Annotated in this window: 21 protein-coding genes; 11 read left to right on the plus strand and 10 right to left on the minus strand. The window is 36.3% G+C overall.

The features are described from left to right. Positions 1-5: 5 nt before the first annotated feature. Complete coding sequence (locus tag ABXT69_RS03740; protein ID WP_416679298.1) at positions 6-590, plus strand: HutD family protein; 585 nt, start codon at positions 6-8, stop codon at positions 588-590. A gap of 24 nt (positions 591-614) precedes the next feature. Here ABXT69_RS03740 and ubiG read toward each other — a convergent pair whose 3' ends face one another. Together ubiG and ABXT69_RS03750 are read right to left on the minus strand one after the other, a co-directional pair. Next, positions 615-1,319: a bifunctional 2-polyprenyl-6-hydroxyphenol methylase/3-demethylubiquinol 3-O-methyltransferase UbiG gene (gene ubiG / locus ABXT69_RS03745; protein WP_416679299.1), complete on the minus strand. Its 705-nt coding sequence runs from the start codon at positions 1,317-1,319 to the stop codon at positions 615-617. Then, a complete protein-coding gene (locus ABXT69_RS03750) occupies positions 1,316-1,765 on the minus strand; it encodes a peroxiredoxin (RefSeq protein ID WP_416679300.1) in 450 nt (149 codons plus the stop codon). Before ABXT69_RS03750 ends, ubiG begins: the two co-directional genes overlap by 4 nt. Positions 1,766-1,817: 52 nt before the next feature. Between ABXT69_RS03750 and lepA the strand changes: the two genes are divergently transcribed. Further along, positions 1,818-3,605, plus strand: a complete 1,788-nt coding sequence (gene lepA / locus ABXT69_RS03755; RefSeq protein WP_416679301.1) for a translation elongation factor 4 — start codon at positions 1,818-1,820, stop codon at positions 3,603-3,605. Here the strand turns inward: lepA and ABXT69_RS03760 are convergent. Together ABXT69_RS03760 and ABXT69_RS03765 are read right to left on the minus strand one after the other, a co-directional pair. Beyond that, positions 3,602-3,988, minus strand: coding sequence for a GFA family protein (locus ABXT69_RS03760; protein WP_416679303.1), 387 nt, complete (start codon positions 3,986-3,988; stop codon positions 3,602-3,604). The two genes, lepA and ABXT69_RS03760, sit on opposite strands and share 4 nt — an antisense overlap. Next, a complete protein-coding gene (locus ABXT69_RS03765) occupies positions 3,985-4,767 on the minus strand; it encodes a cytochrome C assembly family protein (RefSeq protein ID WP_416679305.1) in 783 nt (260 codons plus the stop codon). Before ABXT69_RS03765 ends, ABXT69_RS03760 begins: the two co-directional genes overlap by 4 nt. Positions 4,768-4,826: 59 nt before the next feature. Between ABXT69_RS03765 and ffh the strand changes: the two genes are divergently transcribed. The 7 genes from ffh to ABXT69_RS03800 all read left to right on the plus strand — a co-directional run bounded on the left by ffh (position 4,827) and on the right by ABXT69_RS03800 (position 10,911). Beyond that, a complete protein-coding gene (gene ffh, locus ABXT69_RS03770) occupies positions 4,827-6,230 on the plus strand; it encodes a signal recognition particle protein (protein ID WP_416679306.1) in 1,404 nt (467 codons plus the stop codon). Between the two features lie 88 nt (positions 6,231-6,318). After that, positions 6,319-6,693 (plus strand): DUF4430 domain-containing protein, encoded by a 375-nt coding sequence (locus ABXT69_RS03775; RefSeq protein ID WP_416679307.1) that lies wholly within the window; start codon positions 6,319-6,321, stop codon positions 6,691-6,693. Between the two features lie 31 nt (positions 6,694-6,724). Beyond that, positions 6,725-7,315: a DUF6580 family putative transport protein gene (locus ABXT69_RS03780; protein ID WP_416679309.1), complete on the plus strand. Its 591-nt coding sequence runs from the start codon at positions 6,725-6,727 to the stop codon at positions 7,313-7,315. Between the two features lie 92 nt (positions 7,316-7,407). Continuing rightward, positions 7,408-8,259 (plus strand): DMT family transporter, encoded by an 852-nt coding sequence (locus ABXT69_RS03785; RefSeq protein WP_416679311.1) that lies wholly within the window; start codon positions 7,408-7,410, stop codon positions 8,257-8,259. Positions 8,260-8,302: 43 nt separating this feature from the next. Further along, positions 8,303-9,157 (plus strand): DMT family transporter, encoded by an 855-nt coding sequence (locus ABXT69_RS03790; RefSeq protein WP_416679312.1) that lies wholly within the window; start codon positions 8,303-8,305, stop codon positions 9,155-9,157. Beyond that, entirely contained in the window at positions 9,154-10,068 is a 915-nt protein-coding gene (locus ABXT69_RS03795) for a DMT family transporter (protein ID WP_271556317.1), read from the plus strand. The genes ABXT69_RS03790 and ABXT69_RS03795 overlap by 4 nt, the downstream gene beginning before the upstream one ends. A gap of 63 nt (positions 10,069-10,131) precedes the next feature. Continuing rightward, positions 10,132-10,911, plus strand: a complete 780-nt coding sequence (locus tag ABXT69_RS03800) for an ABC transporter ATP-binding protein (protein WP_416679313.1) — start codon at positions 10,132-10,134, stop codon at positions 10,909-10,911. On the opposite strand, the gene hisD is transcribed toward ABXT69_RS03800, so the two are convergent. The 4 genes from hisD to ABXT69_RS03820 are packed head-to-tail and all read right to left on the minus strand — an operon-like array spanning position 10,912 to position 14,747. Next, positions 10,912-12,210, minus strand: coding sequence for a histidinol dehydrogenase (hisD, locus tag ABXT69_RS03805; RefSeq protein ID WP_416679316.1), 1,299 nt, complete (start codon positions 12,208-12,210; stop codon positions 10,912-10,914). Further along, positions 12,207-12,824: an ATP phosphoribosyltransferase gene (hisG, locus tag ABXT69_RS03810; RefSeq protein ID WP_271558540.1), complete on the minus strand. Its 618-nt coding sequence runs from the start codon at positions 12,822-12,824 to the stop codon at positions 12,207-12,209. Before hisG ends, hisD begins: the two co-directional genes overlap by 4 nt. Before the next feature lie 21 nt (positions 12,825-12,845). Beyond that, positions 12,846-14,105, minus strand: a complete 1,260-nt coding sequence (gene murA, locus ABXT69_RS03815) for a UDP-N-acetylglucosamine 1-carboxyvinyltransferase (RefSeq protein WP_416679318.1) — start codon at positions 14,103-14,105, stop codon at positions 12,846-12,848. 9 nt (positions 14,106-14,114) lie between these two features. After that, positions 14,115-14,747, minus strand: coding sequence for an MlaC/ttg2D family ABC transporter substrate-binding protein (locus tag ABXT69_RS03820; RefSeq protein WP_416679321.1), 633 nt, complete (start codon positions 14,745-14,747; stop codon positions 14,115-14,117). A 39-nt stretch (positions 14,748-14,786) separates the two neighbouring features. Between ABXT69_RS03820 and uvrC the strand changes: the two genes are divergently transcribed. Together uvrC and ABXT69_RS03830 are read left to right on the plus strand one after the other, a co-directional pair. After that, complete coding sequence (uvrC, locus tag ABXT69_RS03825) at positions 14,787-16,580, plus strand: excinuclease ABC subunit UvrC (protein ID WP_416679324.1); 1,794 nt, start codon at positions 14,787-14,789, stop codon at positions 16,578-16,580. A gap of 8 nt (positions 16,581-16,588) precedes the next feature. Beyond that, positions 16,589-16,768 (plus strand): hypothetical protein, encoded by a 180-nt coding sequence (locus tag ABXT69_RS03830; RefSeq protein ID WP_271537817.1) that lies wholly within the window; start codon positions 16,589-16,591, stop codon positions 16,766-16,768. Here the strand turns inward: ABXT69_RS03830 and ABXT69_RS03835 are convergent. Next, on the minus strand, positions 16,765-17,310 hold the full coding sequence (locus ABXT69_RS03835) for a hypothetical protein (protein ID WP_416679327.1): 546 nt from the start codon (positions 17,308-17,310) through the stop codon (positions 16,765-16,767). The genes ABXT69_RS03830 and ABXT69_RS03835 overlap by 4 nt on opposite strands. After that, on the minus strand, positions 17,300-19,153 hold the full coding sequence (locus ABXT69_RS03840) for an ATP-binding cassette domain-containing protein (RefSeq protein ID WP_416679329.1): 1,854 nt from the start codon (positions 19,151-19,153) through the stop codon (positions 17,300-17,302). Before ABXT69_RS03840 ends, ABXT69_RS03835 begins: the two co-directional genes overlap by 11 nt. Between the last annotated feature and the right edge of the window lie 28 nt (positions 19,154-19,181).

Consider the following 19,181-nt stretch of genomic DNA (forward strand, 5'->3'; position numbering starts at 1 on the left):
AAATCATGATGAAGCCATTTAAAATATATTCACCTCAGAGTTTTCAGACACTCCCCTGGAGAAATGGTTTAGGCTCAACTGTTGAACTATTGGCTGAAACTCCAAATAAAAACGAGGCCTTTTCTTGGCGCTTAAGTATTGCATCAGTTGCCAACGATGGCCCTTTTTCTGATTTCAGTGGTTATGATCGTACTTTGTTATTACTCGAAGGTTCTGGGATAACCCTCAATAAGCCTAATGGAATCTTTAAAGTGCTAAATTCATCATTTGATTATGCAAATTTTAAAGGTGAGGATTTGATTGACGCTACTCTTCATAATGGCCCTATTAAAGATTTTAATATTATGACTTTACGTTCGATTTGTACCTCAAGTGTCACAGCTATTGATGAAAATAGCGAGTCTTTACTTAATATTAATGCTGATAAATTACTAGTGTACAGTATCAAGCCAGTCAATATTCAAATTGGGTTGGAGGCAAGTATTAGTCTTGAGGCCAATCATTTGTTGCAATTTAATTACTATATAAACAACACAATGATATTAGATAAAACTCAGGCAATTGTGATTCAAATTAACTACAAAAAATAAGATATCAATTTGTTTATTTTGTTTCTACCTCTTTTTGTATTGCGTCATATAATTAACGCTTACATCATCACCTAGTTTGTATTTTTTAGTAATTGGGTTGTAAGTCATTCCAATCATTGAGCTAATTGATAAATCCCAAGTTCGAGCCCAACCATCAATCTCACTTGGGCGTATAAACTTCTCGTAGTTATGAGTCCCCTTAGGTAGGAGATTTAAAATATATTCTGCACCAACAATAGCAAAGAAATATGCTTTTGGATTTCTATTTATTGTTGAGAAAAAAACCCTTCCATTTGACTTAACTAATTTAGAGCAAGCTTCAATAACTAATGATGGGTCTGGAACATGCTCTAGCATTTCAAGACATGCTATGACATCAAAAGACTCTTGTTCAGATTCTACTAATTCTTCTGCAGATATAAACTTATAGTCAATATCAAGGCCAGATTCCAGCAAATGAAGTTTAGCAACTTCAAGGCCTGCTTCAGCGAGATCAATACCAACCACAGTAGCTCCTTCAAGGGCCAGGGATTCACTCAGAATTCCGCCGCCACAGCCTATATCAAGAATGCGTTTTCCTTGAAGAGATCCACCACACTGCTCTTTGATATAGTTAAGACGAAGCGGATTAATATCATGAAGCGGTTTAAACTCTGAATTTTTGTCCCACCAGCGCGCTGCTAGGACTGCAAATTTATTTACCTCTTCGTGGTCAACGTTTGAGTTCATAGTGCCTTTATAAAGTCGAGTACTTCTTCAGCATGACCATCCACCTTGACTTTATCCCACTGCTTAAGAATGTCTCCGTCTGGGCTAATAACGAAAGTCGATCTGACGATACCGATGTGCTCTTTGCCGTACATTTTTTTAAGCTTTAAAACATCAAACTGCTTACACAAAGACTCGTCCTCGTCTGAGATTAGGTCAATTGTGTAGTTGAACTTTTTGATGAATTTATCGTGCGATGCAATGGAGTCTCTAGAGACGCCATAGATCACTGAATTATTTGCAGCAAAGTCCTCATTGAGCCTAGTAAAGTCGTTGCCTTCAATGGTGCATCCAGGGGTGTCATCTTTTGGATAAAAGTAGAGAACAATGTTTCTTCCCTGGTTGTCAGGAATGTCAATTTTTAGATTACTTGTGGCGACACATGTAGTGGGGTTTATTTTATTCATATACGATATAATCTCATGGCTTTAATTTTAAAGCAGTCATTTTATCATTGTTATGCAAAACATCCGAAATTTTTCTATCATTGCGCACATAGATCATGGCAAGTCAACAATTGCTGATCGTTTTATTCAGCATTGCGGTGGACTCAGTGATCGTGAGATGTCGTCACAAGTTCTTGACTCTATGGATATTGAGAAAGAAAGAGGGATTACGATTAAATCACAAAGCGTTTCTTTGCAATACAATGCAAAAGATGGTCAAACATATCAATTTAATTTAATTGACACGCCTGGACATGTTGATTTTTCATATGAAGTTTCTAGGTCTCTTTCTGCTTGTGAGGGAGCACTATTAATTGTTGACGCCTCTCAAGGTGTTGAAGCTCAAACAGTCGCTAATTGTTATACTGCTTTAGATCAAGGTCTTGAAGTGGTTGCGGTTCTTAACAAAATTGATTTGCCCGCTGCTGAGCCAGAAAGGGTTGTGGATGAGATAGAAGATGTGATTGGTGTAGAGGCCCATGATGCAGTCCATGCAAGTGCTAAATCTGGTATTGGAATTGAGGAGATTCTTGAGCAGATTGTTGAAAAAATTCCTGCCCCAGAAGGCAATGTAGATGCCCCAATTAAAGCGCTCATAATTGATTCATGGTTTGATAATTATTTAGGTGTTGTCTCTTTAATCAGAGTGATTGATGGTGAAATTAAAGCTAAAACAAAAATTAAAATCTTCTCTAATAAGAGTGAGCATTTAGTAGATGAAGTAGGTATTTTTACACCTAAAAGAACTAAGACCGATAGCTTAAAGGCTGGAGAGGTTGGTTACTTAATTGCCAGTATCAAAAATATTGATGGAGCTCCAGTTGGCGACACCATAATTAGTAGCAAAAATCCAGTTGAGAAGCCTTTAGATGGTTTTAAGCCTGTACAGCCAAGAGTTTTTGCAGGGCTTTTCCCTACATCCGGAGAAGACTATGAGAAATTTAGAGATGCACTAGCGAAGCTTCGCTTAAATGATGCGGCTTTACAGTATGAGCCTGAAAACTCGGACGCACTTGGGTTCGGCTTTAGGATTGGCTTTTTAGGTCTTCTTCATATGGAGATTGTTCAGGAGCGTCTTGAGCGTGAATATGACTTAGACTTAATAACAACTGCACCAACGGTAATCTATGAAATTCTTGATACTAAAGGCAACGTAACAAAAATTGATAGTCCATCAAAACTTCCTCCAGTTCAGACTATAGCTGAATTTAGAGAGCCAATTATTACAGCAAATATTTTAGTAACCAGTGAGTATGTTGGGCCAGTAATAAGTCTTTGTGTTGAAAAGAGAGGTGTTCAAAAAAATATAAACTATATGGGCAGGCAAGTCTCTATTGTTTATGAGATCCCATTAAATGAAGTGGTTTTAGATTTCTTTGATAAACTTAAATCTGCATCAAGAGGTTTTGCCTCTATGGACTATCATTTTGAGCGTTATCAGGCTGCTGATTTAATACGTTTAGATATATTGATAAATAATGAAAGTGTTGATGCTTTGGCTTTAATTATCCATCGTGACAACTCTACTTATAAGGGCCGAGAAATTGCTGAAAAAATGAAGGAGCTTATCCCTAGACAGATGTTTGATGTTGCAATCCAGGCATGCATTGGAGTTAAGATAATCTCAAGAACAAATGTTAAGGCACTTAGAAAAAACGTTACGGCAAAGTGTTATGGTGGTGACATTACTCGGAAAAAGAAGTTACTTGAAAAGCAGAAGAAGGGTAAGAAGAGGATGCGTTCAATTGGGAGAGTGGATATTCCGCAAGAGGCTTTTCTTGCAGTTCTTCATATTGATTAAACTATTTCATTTAATTTAGTAAACCATTCAGTATGGTCTTCAAGCTGAACTAATGTAGGCGAAATATTGGGTGCTTCCATTGTGCTGCCTAACGGTAATAACATCCAACCTTTTGCAGTTTGCCTTGGGACTCGTGATCCACATTTGTTACAAAACGCATTGCCAAAGGTATTTGGAAGAGGTAAAGTGTATTCGCCCCTTTTATTCTCACCTGAGCGCCATAAAAATTGCTCAGGCTTGACAAAAAGATTTGCTGCAAATGCTGCCCCAGTTACTTTTCGACATCGGGAGCACTGACACATTCCAAAGAACTCATAAGGCCCTTTCATTTGCCATGAGACTATGCCGCAAAGGCATTCTCCATTTAAAGTTTTTATACTCATAATATCTCTAAAAAAAACTTGGTACCAAAGTAAGATAAAACCAATATGGCAAAAGCAGTTTGAGTTGATACGGCTATAAGTTTTCCTCTCCAGCCAAAAATCTTATGCCCAAGCAGAATCCCAGCAAAACCAATCCAAGCAATGATTGAGAGGATGGTTTTATAGGTAAGTTTTTGTGTAAAAAAATCATCGATATAGAGATAACCTGAGATTAAAGAGAGGGTGAGGAGCAAAAACCCCATTTTTAATGTTTGATAAAGGAACGCTTCCATAGTTTGAAGTGCTGGAAGCTTATCGACAAAAGTATTAAAGTTATGTTCATGTAAAAAACGCTCTTGGATACTTACAAGGACAGATTGAGCAACTGCAATGGCAAGAAGAGCATATGCACCAATTGACAGAAAAGCATGAGCTGCAATTGACATAGAAATAAGCTTACCTTGGGTTCCTGGAAATAAAAAAGCAATAATGACTGCAAATGCACTTAGAGGGTATACAAGGATCCCTAGAGAGTGAATAGGCTTACTGAAAGAGGTTAGAAATAAAAGTGTAGCTACAACCCATGCTACAAATGAAATGCTCACAGTTAGTCCAAAAAATACACCATCCTGCTGCCACAACTCAAACAAAATATAGCAATGTGAAGAGCAAGCTATTAGAAGCATTAAATTCACAATTGTTCGATGTTGATTTGTTACTGAATCTAAAACAAAGTATCTGGTTAGTAAAAGCCCAGAAAGTAGATAAGCGATAAATGGTAGAGCGTGAAGTAAAGGCATCTCTAGCTTTGTCTTTGCAAAAGATTATATAATACGATATTTCACTCAAGTAGAACATAATGTTTGATAATTTAACGGAACGACTATCCAATAGCTTTAAAGCCATTCAAGGCAAAAATAAGCTGTCCGATGAAAACATTAAAGAGGCCATAAGAGAAGTCAGAAGATCTCTCTTGGAGGCTGATGTTGCGCTTGATGTCATTAAGTATTTTATAGAGCGAGTTCAAAGTAAAGCAATTGGACTTAAAGTAGGGGAGGGGCTGAGCCCATCTCAAGCCTTTATTAAGCTAGTTGAAGCTGAGTTAACAGAAGTAATAGGTGGCCAGAATGAATCTCTAAACCTTGCAACTCAGCCACCAGCAGTTGTAATGGTAGCAGGCCTTCAAGGTTCAGGAAAAACAACCTCAATTGCCAAGTTAGCTCGTTATTTAAAAGAAGAGCAAAAAAAGAAAGTTCTTGTAGTCAGTGCAGATGTTTATAGACCTGCTGCTATTGAGCAGCTTAAAATTCTTGCTGAGCAGATAGGTGTTGATTTTTTTCCTTCAACTGTCGATGAGAAGCCAGAAAAAATAGTTGCAGATGCAAAAAAACAAGCTCAATCACAGTTTCATGATGTTCTTTTAGTTGATACTGCCGGAAGACTTCATGTTGATGAGCAAATGATGTCTGAAATTCAAATTCTTCAGAAGCAAGTTAATCCAATAGAAACGTTGTTTGTTGTTGACTCAATGACAGGGCAAGACGCTGCGCATACTGCAAAAACATTCTCAGATATGCTTCCACTTACTGGAATCATATTAACAAAGACCGATGGTGATGCAAGAGGCGGCGCTGCTCTATCTGTAAAACATATAACTGGAAAGCCTATTAAATTTATGGGTGTTGGTGAAAAGACCGACGCTTTAGAGCCATTTTATCCAGACAGACTTGTTTCTCGTATTCTTGGTATGGGTGATGTTCTTTCTTTGGTTGAAGAGATTTCAAAAAAAGTTGATCATAAAAAAGCTCAGAAGAATGTCCAAAAAATGGCGAAAGGCAGATTCGATCTTGATGATATGAGGGATCAGTTAATGCAAATGCAGCAAATGGGCGGAATGGGGGCTTTAATGGACAAAATGCCTGGAATGGGGAAGATGCCTAAAAGTGTTAAAAATCAAGTAATCGGGGATACTGAAAGCAGCCGAATGGTTGCAATTATTAACTCAATGACTCCAAAAGAAAGAAACCATGTTAACTTAATCAAGGGCTCTCGTAAAAAAAGGATTGCTGATGGGTCTGGTACAGATGTTCAACAAGTAAATAAATTGTTAAAGCAATTTGAAAAGATGCAAAAAACAATGAAGAAAATGAAGGGCGGTAAAATGAAAAAAATGATGCAGCAAATGGGTGATATGCAAGGCGAAGGTGGAATGCCTGATTTTTCAAAGATGCCTGGACTTGGAAATAAAAAATTTCCATTCTAAGCAAATTACTTGTTTTTGCTTGTTGACTATTGCAGTTTATTGTTTTTGATATAAAATCCGAGTTTTTATATTGTCATTTTTAATTGAAATGAAATTTAATCTAAAACTTCTAGCTATAGTTTTGCTTAGTGCTATCTTTCTTCAACCTTCATTATCTTCTGGTGATGATTCCGTTGAAACTATTCAGCTTTCATTAGTAGTTACTTCTGCAGATGAGTTAAGTTTAACGGCAATTAAACAAGTTGATAAGGGGCTTAACGCATATGAAGCTATAAGTGAGTTAGTTACTGTTGGCGTTAAAGATACAAGTTTTGGTCCTCAAATCATGTCTTTAGCTGGGGTTGAAGCAGTTGGAAATACTTATTGGGCATTGTACGTTAATGGCTTAATGTCAATGGTTGGAGCGCAAGATGTTATACTTTTAGAGGATACATTTATTCGCTTGAATATGGAAGCATTTTAATATATTATTGTTTGAAAAATTTAGGAGAGAAATGATGAGCAATCAAGATCACAAACTTAATTCAAGTTTCAGTTATTTAGTTATTCTAGCAGTGTTAATTTCATTAGGAGTTGCAGGAAGATTGCTACCTCATCCACCTAACTTTACACCTATGGCCGCAATAGCATTATTTGCAGGATTTATTTTTGTAAAAAGGTACATGGCTATCGTTGCTGTTATCGCCACTATGCTGCTTTGTGACTATTTTGCTTTTGGCTCACTTTCAGCAAGTTGGTTTGGCTCTAAGTCTATGTTTGTTGTTTATCTTGCTCTCCTATTTCCAATTGTATTTAAAAACTTCCTACAAAAGAAACTTAGCGTATTAAAAATTGCAGGAGCTGCTTTAGCAAGCTCTATTGTTTTTTTCTTAGCAACTAATTTTGCAGTTTGGGCATTTTCACCAATGTATGCAAAAACTCTTGAAGGTCTTATGCTTTGTTTTACAATGGCAATTCCATTTTTTCAAAATACAGTGGCAGGTAACTTAGTATGGTCAGGCGTTATATTTGGCGCCTACTTTGCTTTACGTAACTTCTCAAACTTAAGAATTTTGAATCAAAAAGATAAATCAATCTTTAGCTAGATTATATTTTTTTTTTTGCCTTAAAGCTTATCTAATGGACATTAATAAAAGTGAATTTATAGCTTATGTCTAGGCATCTAAAAGGACTTCTAATGACCGTTTTTGCGGTAATTCTGTTAAGTCCAGATTCTGTTCTTATTAGGTTAGTTGAGGAGGCTTCTCCAGAGGTTGATAGCTGGACAGTTCTTTTTTGGCGAGGGCTCTTATATGCCGTAGGGGTTTCTTTATTAGTCTTTATAAAGTACCGCTTAAAGACGTTAGAAGAATTCAAAAAAATTGGAAGAGGAGGCTTATTAATAGGCTTTTTTTCCGGAATCAGTACAGGAACGTTTGTATTCGCAATTGTTTATACATCAATTGCAAATGCTCTTGTCATTATAAGTACTGGCCCAATAATGATAGCAATTGTCTCTTGGTTTCTACTTAAAGAAAAATCCAGTCTAGTGACCTGGGCTTCTATGATCATTGTTTTTATTGGAATTTACATTGTTATGAGTGGAAGTCTTGGGGGAGAAAACCTTGTTGGTGACTTTTTTGCCTTGATTACAGCAGTGATGATGGGATTTACTTTTACTTTGACTCGCAAATATAAAGATGTCAATATGGTGCCTGTAAATGCAATTGGTGGGGTAATTGCTGCCCTTATAGCCTATGTAATGGCCAGTAAAATTTCAGTTCCACCCGAGGTGGTAAAATACATAATCGCTATGGGGGCAATACTTTCAATTTCATTTAGTTTAATAACAATTGCGCCAAGATATATGCCTGCAGCTGAAGTTGGAATGATTATGCCTCTAGAGACAGTGTTGGGAACTTTAATAGCTTGGTATGTTATAAATGAAGAACCATCAACGAATGCTTTAATTGGTGGAACGATTGTTATTGTGACTTTATTCTGTCACTCTTGGTATAGCACTAAGCTGGCAAGAGACCAGCTAACCTGACCCCTAATAATCTTACTAACGTAAACTTCCGCAAGCTTTAAATATGAATAATCATTTAAAAGGACTACTCATTGCTTTTTTTGGAGTTTTGATGCTGACTCCAGATCCAGTATTAGTGAGGCTTGCAGATGCAGACACCTTTACTATTCTTTTTTGGCGTGGGATATTCTATGCACTTGGCGTATTGGCCATTTTGTTTGCTACATACCGTAAAAACACATTTAAAGAGCTAAAAAATATAGGTAGGCCTGGAATCTGGATTGGCATCCTTTCAGGAATTGGCGGCGTTACATTTATTGCTGCAATTCAATACACTTCAATTGCTAAAGTATTAGTTATTATTAGTACAGCACCAATGGTTGTTGCAATTATTTCATGGCTCATAATAAATGAAAAGCCTAAGCTTTATACGTGGATTTCAATGCTAATTATTGTTACTGGTATCTACATAGTAATGAAAGGAGATACAGGGACCCTCAACGTTATGGGGAGTTCATTGGCAGTTATATCAATAATTGCTGGCGGTTATTCATTTGCACTTACGCGAAAATACAGTAACGTCAATATGGTTCCAGCTATGATAGTTAATGCGCTAGTTGTTTCTGCTGTTGGACTGGCGTTTTCAAGTTCCTTTTATTTGCCTTTTGATTCACTAATGTATGTTGTTGCAGGCGGCATATTGCTTGCGATTGCCTTTAGCCTAATTACACTTGCTCCAAGATTCATACCTGCATCAGAGGTGGCTATGTTTATGCCTTTAGGAACGATTTTTGGAATAATAAGTGCGTGGCTAGTGATTAATGAGCAGCCTTCCAGTAGCTCAATTTTAGGTGGGTCTATAGTTGTTATTACTTTATTTTTTCATGCATGGTACAGCTCCAAGCTGCAAACCAAATGATAATATTAGGCAAAAATAAAGCATTGAGGGCTGACATTATTATGCTCATTGCAGCAGCCATTTGGGGGTTTGCATTTGTCGCGCAGAAAGATGCGGCAGAGACAATGGAGCCATTTTTCTTTAATGCAGCTAGATTTTTTATTGGAGCTTCAGTATTAATGCCATTAGTTTGGTATCTATCTAAAAGAAACACAACGTCAATTAAGAAAGAGGTTTCAACTAAAAAATTACTCTTTGCTGGGACTGTTGCTGGATTATTTTTATTTACTGCTTCAAGTTTTCAGCAAGTTGGTATTGAATTCACAACGGCCGGAAAAGCTGGCTTTATTACTGGCTTATATATCTTTTTTGTCCCATTAATTGGAATTTTCTTAGGCCAAAAAACTAACTCTGGAACTTGGCTTGGAGGATTTCTTGCTATTATTGGGTTATTCCTTCTAAGCATCAATGAAGACTTTAGTATTGAGAAGGGTGATTTATTTCAACTTATTTGTGCCGTATTTTTTGCAGCTCACATTTTGGTGCTAGGTTATGTTGCTAAAAGGATGGACCCTTTGAAGCTATCACTTATTCAGTATATTGTTTCTGGGTTTTTAAGTCTTATTATTGCAATTGCTATAAAAGAAAACATTGGGTGGGATGCTATTATCATTACAGCAGTTCCACTTCTCTATGCTGGCGTTATGTCAATAGGCATTGGATATACGCTTCAAGTCATTGCCCAGCAACACGCTAAATCTTCCCATGCAGCAATAATTTTAGGACTAGAAGGGGCATTTGCTGTGCTTGGTGGGTGGCTTATTCTTGATGAAACACTCACAACAAGAGGTTTTATTGGATGCATGTTGATGTTAATTGGAATGCTTTTATCGCAACTACTCCCAAATCTGAGTTTAAAAAAAGCAACTTGAGAGCTTTTCCATTCTACTGGTATGATTGTTAAGAGTTTTTAACATAGACTTAACTTAAATATAATGAATATTATTGAGCTTCAAAATATCACAGTATTTCAAGAAAGCAACAAAGTATTTGATGATCTCTCTTTAACCATTGATGAGAGTCAAAGCACAGTTATCTTGGGGCCAAATGGTTCTGGTAAAACAACTCTTCTAAAGCTACTAAATCGTGAGCTCTATATTGTTGAGAGTGAGGGTAGCAGTATTAAAATATTTGATAAAGAGAGGTGGAATGTTCAGGAGCTAAGGTCTAATCTTGGCGTTGTTTCGCCGCACCTTCAAAACAATTACTCTGATAGTGCTGTTGGGCTGCACGTTGCCCTATCTGGTTTTTATTCTAGTGATGGAATATGGAAGCATCAAAAGTTTAATACTGAGAAACTAGACCGTGCAAATGAAGTCATGGAGCTTCTCTCAATATCAGGTTTAAAGGATAGAGAATACTCATCCATGTCTACTGGCGAGCAGCGTAAATTTCTACTTGCAAGGTCACTTGTTAATGACCCAGCAGTATTGGTTTTTGATGAGCCAACAAGTGGGCTGGATATAAGTACTTGTTTTCAGTATCTTGAAATTATGAGAGAACTTATGACTATGGGCAAGAAGGTAATATTAGTAACGCATCATGTGCATGAGATCCCACCAGAAATATCAAGAGTTATTCTGTTAAAGGGTGGAAAGGTAGTTATGGATGGCAATAAAGATGAAATTTTGACGAATAGCAATCTTACTAATCTTTTTGATTGGCCAATTAAAGTTGTAAAAGAAAATGGCTATTATCAGGCACTGCCTGGATAATTATTTCTTACTTGTGCGATAAAGCGCGGACATGGCATGAGCCTGAAGGCCTTCACCATAAGCCAGTGTAGCTGCAGTTCCACCTAAATTTATAGCGCCTTCTTTTGATGCCATTATTATACTAGAGCGTTTTTGAAAATCATAAACACCTAGCGGTGATGAGAATCTTGCGGTACTTGAGGTTGGCAGGACATGGTTTGGTCCAGCGCAATAATCACCCAAAGCTTCAGAAGAGTATTTACCCATAAAAATCGCTCCAGCATTCTTGATGTCATCAAGAATAGATTCTGGATTTTCAACAGAAAGTTCAAGATGTTCTGGGGCAATTTTATTGGATATTTGAATTGCTTCATCTATGTCTTTTGTCAGAATTAATGCGCCTCTATTTTTAAGTGCTGTTCGAATAATATGTTCCCTGTCCATCGAAGGAAGTAGCCTTTGAATGCTATTTCTAACCTTTTCAATAAAGCCTTCATCAGGGCAAAGTAGAATGGATTGAGCTTCTTCATCATGCTCTGCCTGAGAAAATAAGTCCATTGCAATCCAGTCAGGGTCTGTTGAGCCATCACAAATGATAAGTATCTCAGAGGGCCCAGCTATCATATCGATACCAACTTGCCCAAATACTTGTTTTTTTGCAGTAGCAACATAAATATTACCAGGGCCAACTATCTTATCAACTTTTGGAATAGTCTCAGTTCCATAGGCAAGCGCTGCAATTGCCTGGGCTCCACCAATAGTAATAACCATGTCGACATCTGCAATATGGGCTGCTGCCAATACCAGTTCATTGACAACCCCTTTTGGGGTGGGAACAACCATAATTAGTTCGTTCACGCCTGCTACTTTTGCAGGAATGCTGTTCATAAGTACAGAGGATGGGTAGGCTGCCTTTCCGCCAGGCACATACAAACCGACGCGATCTAAAGGGCTAACTTTTTGACCTAATACTGTGCCATCATCTTCAGTGTAATTCCATGACTCTTGTTTTTGTTTTAGGTGATAAGACTCAATTCTTTGGGCGGCAATATTAAGTGCGTTCTTTTGTTTTTGGTTTAAGTTATCAAATGATTTTTTAAGACTTTCTTTTGAGATTATTAGCTCTGAGATTGATTTTGCGTTAAGTGAATCAAACTCTGAAGTAAATTTTAATACAGAGCTATCGCCTTTATCTTTAACTTCTTTAATAATTTTTCTAACAGTATTATTAATCTCTTCATTAGAATTACTCTCCCAAGTGATGAGAGAAGAAAGTTGAGCATCAAAATCCTCACTATTTGAAGACAATAAGCTGATCATAAGTTTTTTTCTATGCTTTTAATCCAGTCATTAATTTGACTATGTTTGGTATTAAAGGCAGCTGAGTTTACAATAAGCCTTGAGCTAATATCACAAATTAATTCTAGAGGAATTAAGTTGTTAGCTTTCAAAGTATTGCCCGTATCAACTAGATCCACAATGCAGTCTGAAAGGCCAACAATTGGTGCAAGCTCCATAGCGCCAGAAAGTTTAATAACTTCTACTTGCTGTCCTTTTCTAAAGAAATGTTCTTTGGCTGATTTGACATATTTTGTTGCCACCTTCAAAGTACTTTTGCTTAAGTTTTGGTTTTCCTTTGATGCAACCATAAGGCGGCATTTAGAGATTCCAAGATCAAGTAATTCAAAAATACCATTAGCTCCATGCTCTATCAAAACATCTTTTCCTGCAATTCCAAGATCTGCAGCCCCATGCTGCACAAAAACAGGAACGTCGCTTGCCCTGATAACTATAACTTTAATATCTTTTAGATTAGTATCTAAAATTAGTTTTCTACTTTCAAGTTCTTTTTTAGATACAGAAAGGCCAGCTTTCTCAAGAAGAGGGAGTGTTTGGTCTAATATTCGACCTTTAGAAAGTGCGATCGTTAGCATGTCAGTATATCAATTATTAGTTTAGTGCTGAACGCGCTCTATGTCCGCTCCCAGCATTTTAAATTTTTCTTCAATCATCTCATAGCCTCGGTCAAGATGATAGACGCGCTCAATTGTTGTTGACCCATGTGCAGCAAGCCCAGCTAACACTAGACTAGCAGAAGCCCTTAGATCGGTTGCCATAAGATTTGCGCCAGTTAATAATTTTACTCCTTTGCACACAACTGTGTTGCCCTCAAGCTTAAGATTTGCTCCCATACGGCTGAGTTCAGGAACATGCATAAAACGATTTTCAAAAATAGTTTCTGTAATAGTGCTGCTTCCGTCAGCAATAGAGTTCAGAGCCATAAATTGGGCCTGCATATCCGTTGGAAAATTTGGGTAAGCGCTAGTTCGAATATCCACGGGCTGAGGTCTTTTTCCTTTCATATCAAGTTTAATTGAGTTTTGATTTGTCTGAATATCCGCACCAGTTTCAATTAGTTTACCAATAACTGAGCGCATAGAGTCAGGCTCAATATTGTTCACAATAATTTTGCCTCCAGTAATTGCAGCTGCAACTAGGTAGGTTCCTGCTTCAATTCGATCTGGGCAAATGGAGTAATTAACACCATTGAGATTATCAACTCCTTTAATTACAATGGTAGAGGTATTTTCACCTATAATTTTTGCGCCCATTTTATTTAGGCATTTTATTAAATCTGTTACTTCTGGTTCTTGTGCTGCATTGTTTATAGTTGTGGTACCCTTAGCAAGAGTTGCAGCCATTATTATATTTTCAGTCGCTGTTACAGAAATCATATCAAAATTAATCTGCGCTCCAATAAGCTCATTAGTGCTCGCATTAATATATCCATTTTTAACTTCAATTTTAGCGCCCATTTTTTCTAGCGCACTAAGATGTAAATTTACCGGACGTGTTCCGATAGCGCAACCACCAGGAAGTGAAATTTTAGCTTTCTTATATTTTGCAAGCATAGGGCCTAAAGTTAAGATCGATGCCCTCATTGTTTTGACTAGTTCATATTCTGCTATAAGGTTTGTAAGGTCTGATGAATCAATAGAAATAGAACTGTCCTCCTCTAAGACAAAGTTAGAGCCCATATCCATTAATAGTCTAAGCGTAGTAGAGACATCACTTAATTGAGGGGTGTTTGATAGCTTTAATGGGCCATCAGCAAGGATTGAGGCAAAAAAGATGGGTAGGGTAGCATTTTTGGAGCCTGAAGTTTTAATGGTCCCATTAAGGGGAGAGCCACCATTGATTACTAATTTATACATATATCAAGATCAATTAAGCATCTTTTGAATTAGTTTTTCAATTCCCTGGCGCTTGATCTTAGAATCATAGCCCATTTTTTCCATACCTACAATACTAATAGTTTGATAATCTAAATCATAGATTTTCCAGCGATTGCTTCGAATTAATTTAAGGGTAACAGTGGTATTTCTAACTTCATCTTCAAGGGACACTGAAACCTTAACTTTAGCCATATTTTCAATTTGACTAAAATCTTCATTGACAGATATTTGAACATCTTCCCAGTCATTAAAGCTTGATAATATAACAACATATTCATCAATTAAAGAATTTTTAATATCACGTTCAAATATTTTCTTTTGCTTAGAATCTAATTGATCCCAGTAATTTCCTAAAGCCATCTTAGTAAAATATTCAAGATCTACATAAGGAAGAATTTTCTTTTTTGTTAGGTTTAGCGTTGATGCTAAAGTTCCATTATTACTTGCCTGTAAATCAATAAAAGAGCAAACTATATCGTTTAGAATTGCATCCACTTGATCTGTTGGATTATCTCCAGCAATTTTTGGTGAGACTGTTGGGCAAGATTCTGAGGCAAATATAATCCCGATAAAACATAAATTGATCAGGAAAGCCTTTAAAATATTAGGTACAAATTTCATGCCAGCTATTGTACTATATTTGTGAAATAAATTAATGAAATGCATAATCAAAATATAAAAATAAAACTTAAAAATCTTACTAAAGAGCCAGGCATATACAAAATGCTCGATAAGTCAGGAGTGGTTATTTATGTTGGTAAAGCAAAAAATTTAAAAAATCGCGTTTCAAACTATTTTAGCAGCTCAAATCATAATACAAAAACTCAGCTTCTTCAAAAAAATATAGATGATTTTTCTATCATAATTACAAAAACAGAAACCCAGGCACTTCTCCTTGAAAATGAGCTTATTAAGCAGTTTAAACCTAAATTTAATATACTTTTAAAAGACTCTAAAAGCTACCCTTATATTTTTCTCAGTAACGATGTCCATCCTCGCTTAGGAATGTTTAGGGGTAAAAAAAATAAAAATTATCATTATTTTGGGCCATACCCATCTTCGCATATTGCTCGTGATGCTTTAGTTCTTCTCAAAAAGATATTCAAAGTAAGGCAATGTACTAATAGTTTTTATAGAGCTCGCTCTCGGCCTTGTCTAGAGTATCAAATTGGCCTTTGCAGTGCGCCTTGTGTTGGAAAAATTTCAGATAATAAGTATGAGCAAGATGTTGATATGGTGTCACTTTTTTTGAATGGTAAGGCGAGTAAGCTTTTAAACCAGGTTTCTCAGAAAATGAAACATGCTTCGATTGATCTTGATTTTGAAGCTGCCGCTAAATATCGAGATCAACTTATTGGCTTAAGAACAATTCAAGAGAGGCATGGCTCTCAATTTAGCTCTGATATGGACGTTGTAAGTATTGTAAATGATGCTGATACTCATTGCATCGAATTAGTATTTGTCCGTGGAGGCAAACAAGTTGGTAGTGAAACTTTCTTTCCAAAAAATGCAAAAAATGATTCTTGTGAAGAGGTTTTAAGTGCATTCCTGCCGCTATATTATTTGGGCACAAAAACGCCTAAAGAGATAGTTTTGAGCCACAAGTTGGAAGATAAGTCTGTATTGGAGGCAGGCCTATCTACAAAACTTATTCAATCTCCTAGAGTAGATAAAAAACATTATTTAGAGATGGCTACGCTTAATGCTAAAGAAAATTTAAAACAACATCTACTATTAAGGTTTACTAAGATGAAGCAACTCGAAGGAATTCAAAAAACATTGGCATTAAAAACGATACCAAAAGTTATGGAGTGCTTTGATATAAGTCATACTATGGGAGAGGCAACAACTGCTTCATGCGTAGTATTCGAAATGGGACTCCCAAAGGTCAGTAGTTACAGGCAATTTAATATTAAAGACATAACACCGGGTGATGATTATGCTGCAATTAACCAGGCAGTATATCGAAGATATTCGCGCCTCCTTAGTTCAAAAAAAGCTATGCCTGATATAGTATTTATTGATGGCGGCTTAGGTCAGCTTAACCAAGCAATTATGGTTATGAACTCAATTGGAGTGGATTCAGTAATGTTGGTTGGAGTTGCTAAAGGTGAAGGAAGAAAAGCAGGGCTAGAGACTCTTATTACAGTTGAAGATGAAAAGGTCAAAAAAATAACACTCTCTCCCTTTGATCCAGCGCTCCTTTTAATCAACCATATTAGAGATGAATCTCATAGATTTGCAATTAAAAACCATCGTAAAAAAAGAGCAAAAAAACGAACTACGTCTTCTTTGGAGCTAATTAAAGGGGTTGGTATAAATAAAAGAAGTGCTCTTTTAAACCATTTTGGAGGACTTCAAGAAGTGCAAAATGCAAGTGTTGATGAGTTACAAAAAGTAGTTGGGATTAATTCTAAATTAGCGATTAAAATAAACCAATCATTTAAAAAATAAATCTGGCTATGTTTATATTAAGACTTTTAATTGCAGCGATGGTAGTAAGTTATGTTATTTGGCTTTTCTATAATCGAGTAATGGGAAAAAACCTTGGGTTATCAAAAGTTGCAACATGGGTTTTAGCAGCAACATTTTTGATCTATCTTATACTTTCGGGGTTATCTTATTTTGTAGAAGGTTTTTAAGCTTTACTTGATATAACGAGAGTTTTTAGATGTTTTGTGTTTGCTATTATGCGACTTGTTGCATTAACAATGATTGATAGTCTTGATACTTCCCATACAGGAAGGTCTCTCATGTGATCCCCCATGTAATCAAATTTTCTCTCACCAAAGCGCTCCACCAGAGTGTCTGCTTTATTGTGACTCGATAAGTTAAAGTCTTTATTGCTAGCCATAACATCATCAAAAATCTTAAGGTGCTTAGCAACTGCAAAAGCATAATTTTTATGTGAAGCAGTAGCAAGGACTATTTTTGAGCCTTCTTTTTTGCGCTTCATTATGTAGCTTATAACGTTATCATTGTAGGGTAGCTCAGGGATATTAATTTCAAACCTTCTAACCAGTTGATCTTTTAAATATCCCTTTCCCTTCCATAGCCAAAAAAAATAATGTGCAATAAGCCATGGACTTTTGCTTAACACGCCTAAAGAAGATAGGAATAAAAGATCCGTATCAATTAGTGTGTGATCTAGATCTACAATTAATGGGATAGAGTTAGTTTCCACTGTCTAATTCACTCCATTTGTCATATAGTAATCCCACTTCTTTTTCCATTGAGCTTAATTTGATTGTCAAGTTTTGTGCATCAGGGTTTTGATAAAAGTCAGGGTCAGATAGTAATTTTTGTGACATTGAAATTTCATTTTCGAGATCTTCAATCTTTTCAGGTAATGATTTTAATAGTTGCTGCTCGTTGAATGATAGCTTTTGTGAAATATTTTTAGATTTAGATTTAAGTTCTACATCTTTTTTAGGTTGAGTATTTATTTTTTCATGTTTTTGCAGGATATAGTCATCATAACCACCAACATACTGATCAATAATAGCGTCACCCTCCATAACGATTGTTGAGCTTACAATGTTATTTAAAAAAGTTCTGTCATGTGAGATCAGTAAAAGTGTTCCGGCATAGTCGACTAACATTTCTTCTAATAATTCAAGCGTTTCGACATCTAAATCGTTGGTTGGCTCATCAAGAACTAAGAGATTGGCTGGTTGAGATAATATTTTGGCAAGCATTAAACGATTTTTTTCACCACCAGAAAACATCTTAATTGGAGCCATTGCTTGTTTTCCTGTAAATAAAAACTGACGCATATAGCCAATTACATGTTTACTTTTTCCATTAATATCTATGAAATCTTTGCCTCCGGATACAAAATCCATAGCCTTCATGTTAGGGTTAAGTGACTCTCTCATTTGATCAAAGTAAGCGAGCTGAATAGTTTTTGATCGACGGATATTTCCTACATCTGGAGTAAGTTCGCCGAGAAGAAGTTTAATTAATGTTGATTTTCCTGATCCGTTGCCTCCAATAATTCCTATTTTTTCACCTTTTAAGACTAAAAGAGAGAATAGCTTTACGAGCTCGAGTTGACCAATTTTATAACTTACATTCTTAACTTCAAAAACTAGCTTGGAGACTCGTTTCTCATCTTCTAACGCATGAATTCTAACTTGACCTTGGTGTTTACGTTTATTTACAAACTGTTTTCGCATATCCTCAAGAGCTCTGACGCGCCCTTCATTCCTTGTTCGTCTTGCCTTTATTCCTTGACGAATCCAGGTTTCTTCTTGAGCAAGTTTTTTATTAAACCTTGCGTTTTCCAGCTCTTCACTATTAAGAAGATTTTCTTTTCTTTTTAGGTAGTCTAAATAGCCACAGTCAAATATTGAAAGTTTTCCCCGATCGAGGTCAAAAATCTTATTAACGATGCCGTTTACAAATGATCGATCATGGCTGATAAGAATTAGTGTCCCATGAAAATCCTTGAGCATTTTCTCTAAATCAAGAATTGCAGTGATGTCCATATGGTTTGTTGGCTCGTCAAGTAAGAGAAGTGCTGGTTCTTGGACAATGGCCTTAGCAAGCATTACTCTTCTTTTCCAGCCACCAGAAAGTGTTGAAAGTTTTGCTGTTGGTTCTAATTTAAAGCGATTCAAAATTGTTTCAATTTGATGTAAATAGTGCCATAAATCTTTACTTTCTATTTCATTTTGCAATTGAGCACTTTTTTCAATATCGCCGACTTGTAATGAGTCATGATAGTCAGCAAGAAGCTTTCCAGTTTCACCGAGCCCTCGGGCGACAATATTAAATAGCGAATGATCATTGTCTTCTGGAGGTTGTTGCTCTAAGTAGCTTATCTTAGTGTTATTTTTAACTTTTAAATTACCATCGTCAGCATGAATCAGTCCTGCTAAAACCTTCAAAAAGCTTGATTTCCCCTCACCATTGCGACCAATTAAGCCTATCTTATCACCTTTGAGGATGGTCGCATTGATTTCATCTAAGATAACTTTTTCAGAAAATCTAAGAGAAATATTGTCTAAGGTTATAAGTGGCATACGTTAAAATTAAAATTTTAAATAACAG

Origin of the sequence: Candidatus Pseudothioglobus sp. Uisw_016 (assembly GCF_048087635.1) — a bacterium.
In the GTDB taxonomy this organism is placed as follows: domain Bacteria; phylum Pseudomonadota; class Gammaproteobacteria; order PS1; family Pseudothioglobaceae; genus Pseudothioglobus.

Bases quoted from the DNA above. Each gene is read 5' to 3' on its own strand.
- ABXT69_RS03740 (WP_416679298.1), top strand. From the start codon at position 6: ATGATGAAGCCATTTAAAATATATTCACCTCAGAGTTTTCAGACACTC.
- ubiG (WP_416679299.1), bottom strand. From the start codon at position 1,319: ATGAACTCAAACGTTGACCACGAAGAGGTAAATAAATTTGCAGTCCTA.
- ABXT69_RS03750 (WP_416679300.1), bottom strand. From the start codon at position 1,765: ATGAATAAAATAAACCCCACTACATGTGTCGCCACAAGTAATCTAAAA.
- lepA (WP_416679301.1), top strand. From the start codon at position 1,818: ATGCAAAACATCCGAAATTTTTCTATCATTGCGCACATAGATCATGGC.
- ABXT69_RS03760 (WP_416679303.1), bottom strand. From the start codon at position 3,988: ATGAGTATAAAAACTTTAAATGGAGAATGCCTTTGCGGCATAGTCTCA.
- ABXT69_RS03765 (WP_416679305.1), bottom strand. From the start codon at position 4,767: ATGCCTTTACTTCACGCTCTACCATTTATCGCTTATCTACTTTCTGGG.
- ffh (WP_416679306.1), top strand. From the start codon at position 4,827: ATGTTTGATAATTTAACGGAACGACTATCCAATAGCTTTAAAGCCATT.
- ABXT69_RS03775 (WP_416679307.1), top strand. From the start codon at position 6,319: ATGAAATTTAATCTAAAACTTCTAGCTATAGTTTTGCTTAGTGCTATC.
- ABXT69_RS03780 (WP_416679309.1), top strand. From the start codon at position 6,725: ATGATGAGCAATCAAGATCACAAACTTAATTCAAGTTTCAGTTATTTA.
- ABXT69_RS03785 (WP_416679311.1), top strand. From the start codon at position 7,408: ATGACCGTTTTTGCGGTAATTCTGTTAAGTCCAGATTCTGTTCTTATT.
- ABXT69_RS03790 (WP_416679312.1), top strand. From the start codon at position 8,303: ATGAATAATCATTTAAAAGGACTACTCATTGCTTTTTTTGGAGTTTTG.
- ABXT69_RS03795 (WP_271556317.1), top strand. From the start codon at position 9,154: ATGATAATATTAGGCAAAAATAAAGCATTGAGGGCTGACATTATTATG.
- ABXT69_RS03800 (WP_416679313.1), top strand. From the start codon at position 10,132: ATGAATATTATTGAGCTTCAAAATATCACAGTATTTCAAGAAAGCAAC.
- hisD (WP_416679316.1), bottom strand. From the start codon at position 12,210: ATGATCAGCTTATTGTCTTCAAATAGTGAGGATTTTGATGCTCAACTT.
- hisG (WP_271558540.1), bottom strand. From the start codon at position 12,824: ATGCTAACGATCGCACTTTCTAAAGGTCGAATATTAGACCAAACACTC.
- murA (WP_416679318.1), bottom strand. From the start codon at position 14,105: ATGTATAAATTAGTAATCAATGGTGGCTCTCCCCTTAATGGGACCATT.
- ABXT69_RS03820 (WP_416679321.1), bottom strand. From the start codon at position 14,747: ATGAAATTTGTACCTAATATTTTAAAGGCTTTCCTGATCAATTTATGT.
- uvrC (WP_416679324.1), top strand. From the start codon at position 14,787: ATGCATAATCAAAATATAAAAATAAAACTTAAAAATCTTACTAAAGAG.
- ABXT69_RS03830 (WP_271537817.1), top strand. From the start codon at position 16,589: ATGTTTATATTAAGACTTTTAATTGCAGCGATGGTAGTAAGTTATGTT.
- ABXT69_RS03840 (WP_416679329.1), bottom strand. From the start codon at position 19,153: ATGCCACTTATAACCTTAGACAATATTTCTCTTAGATTTTCTGAAAAA.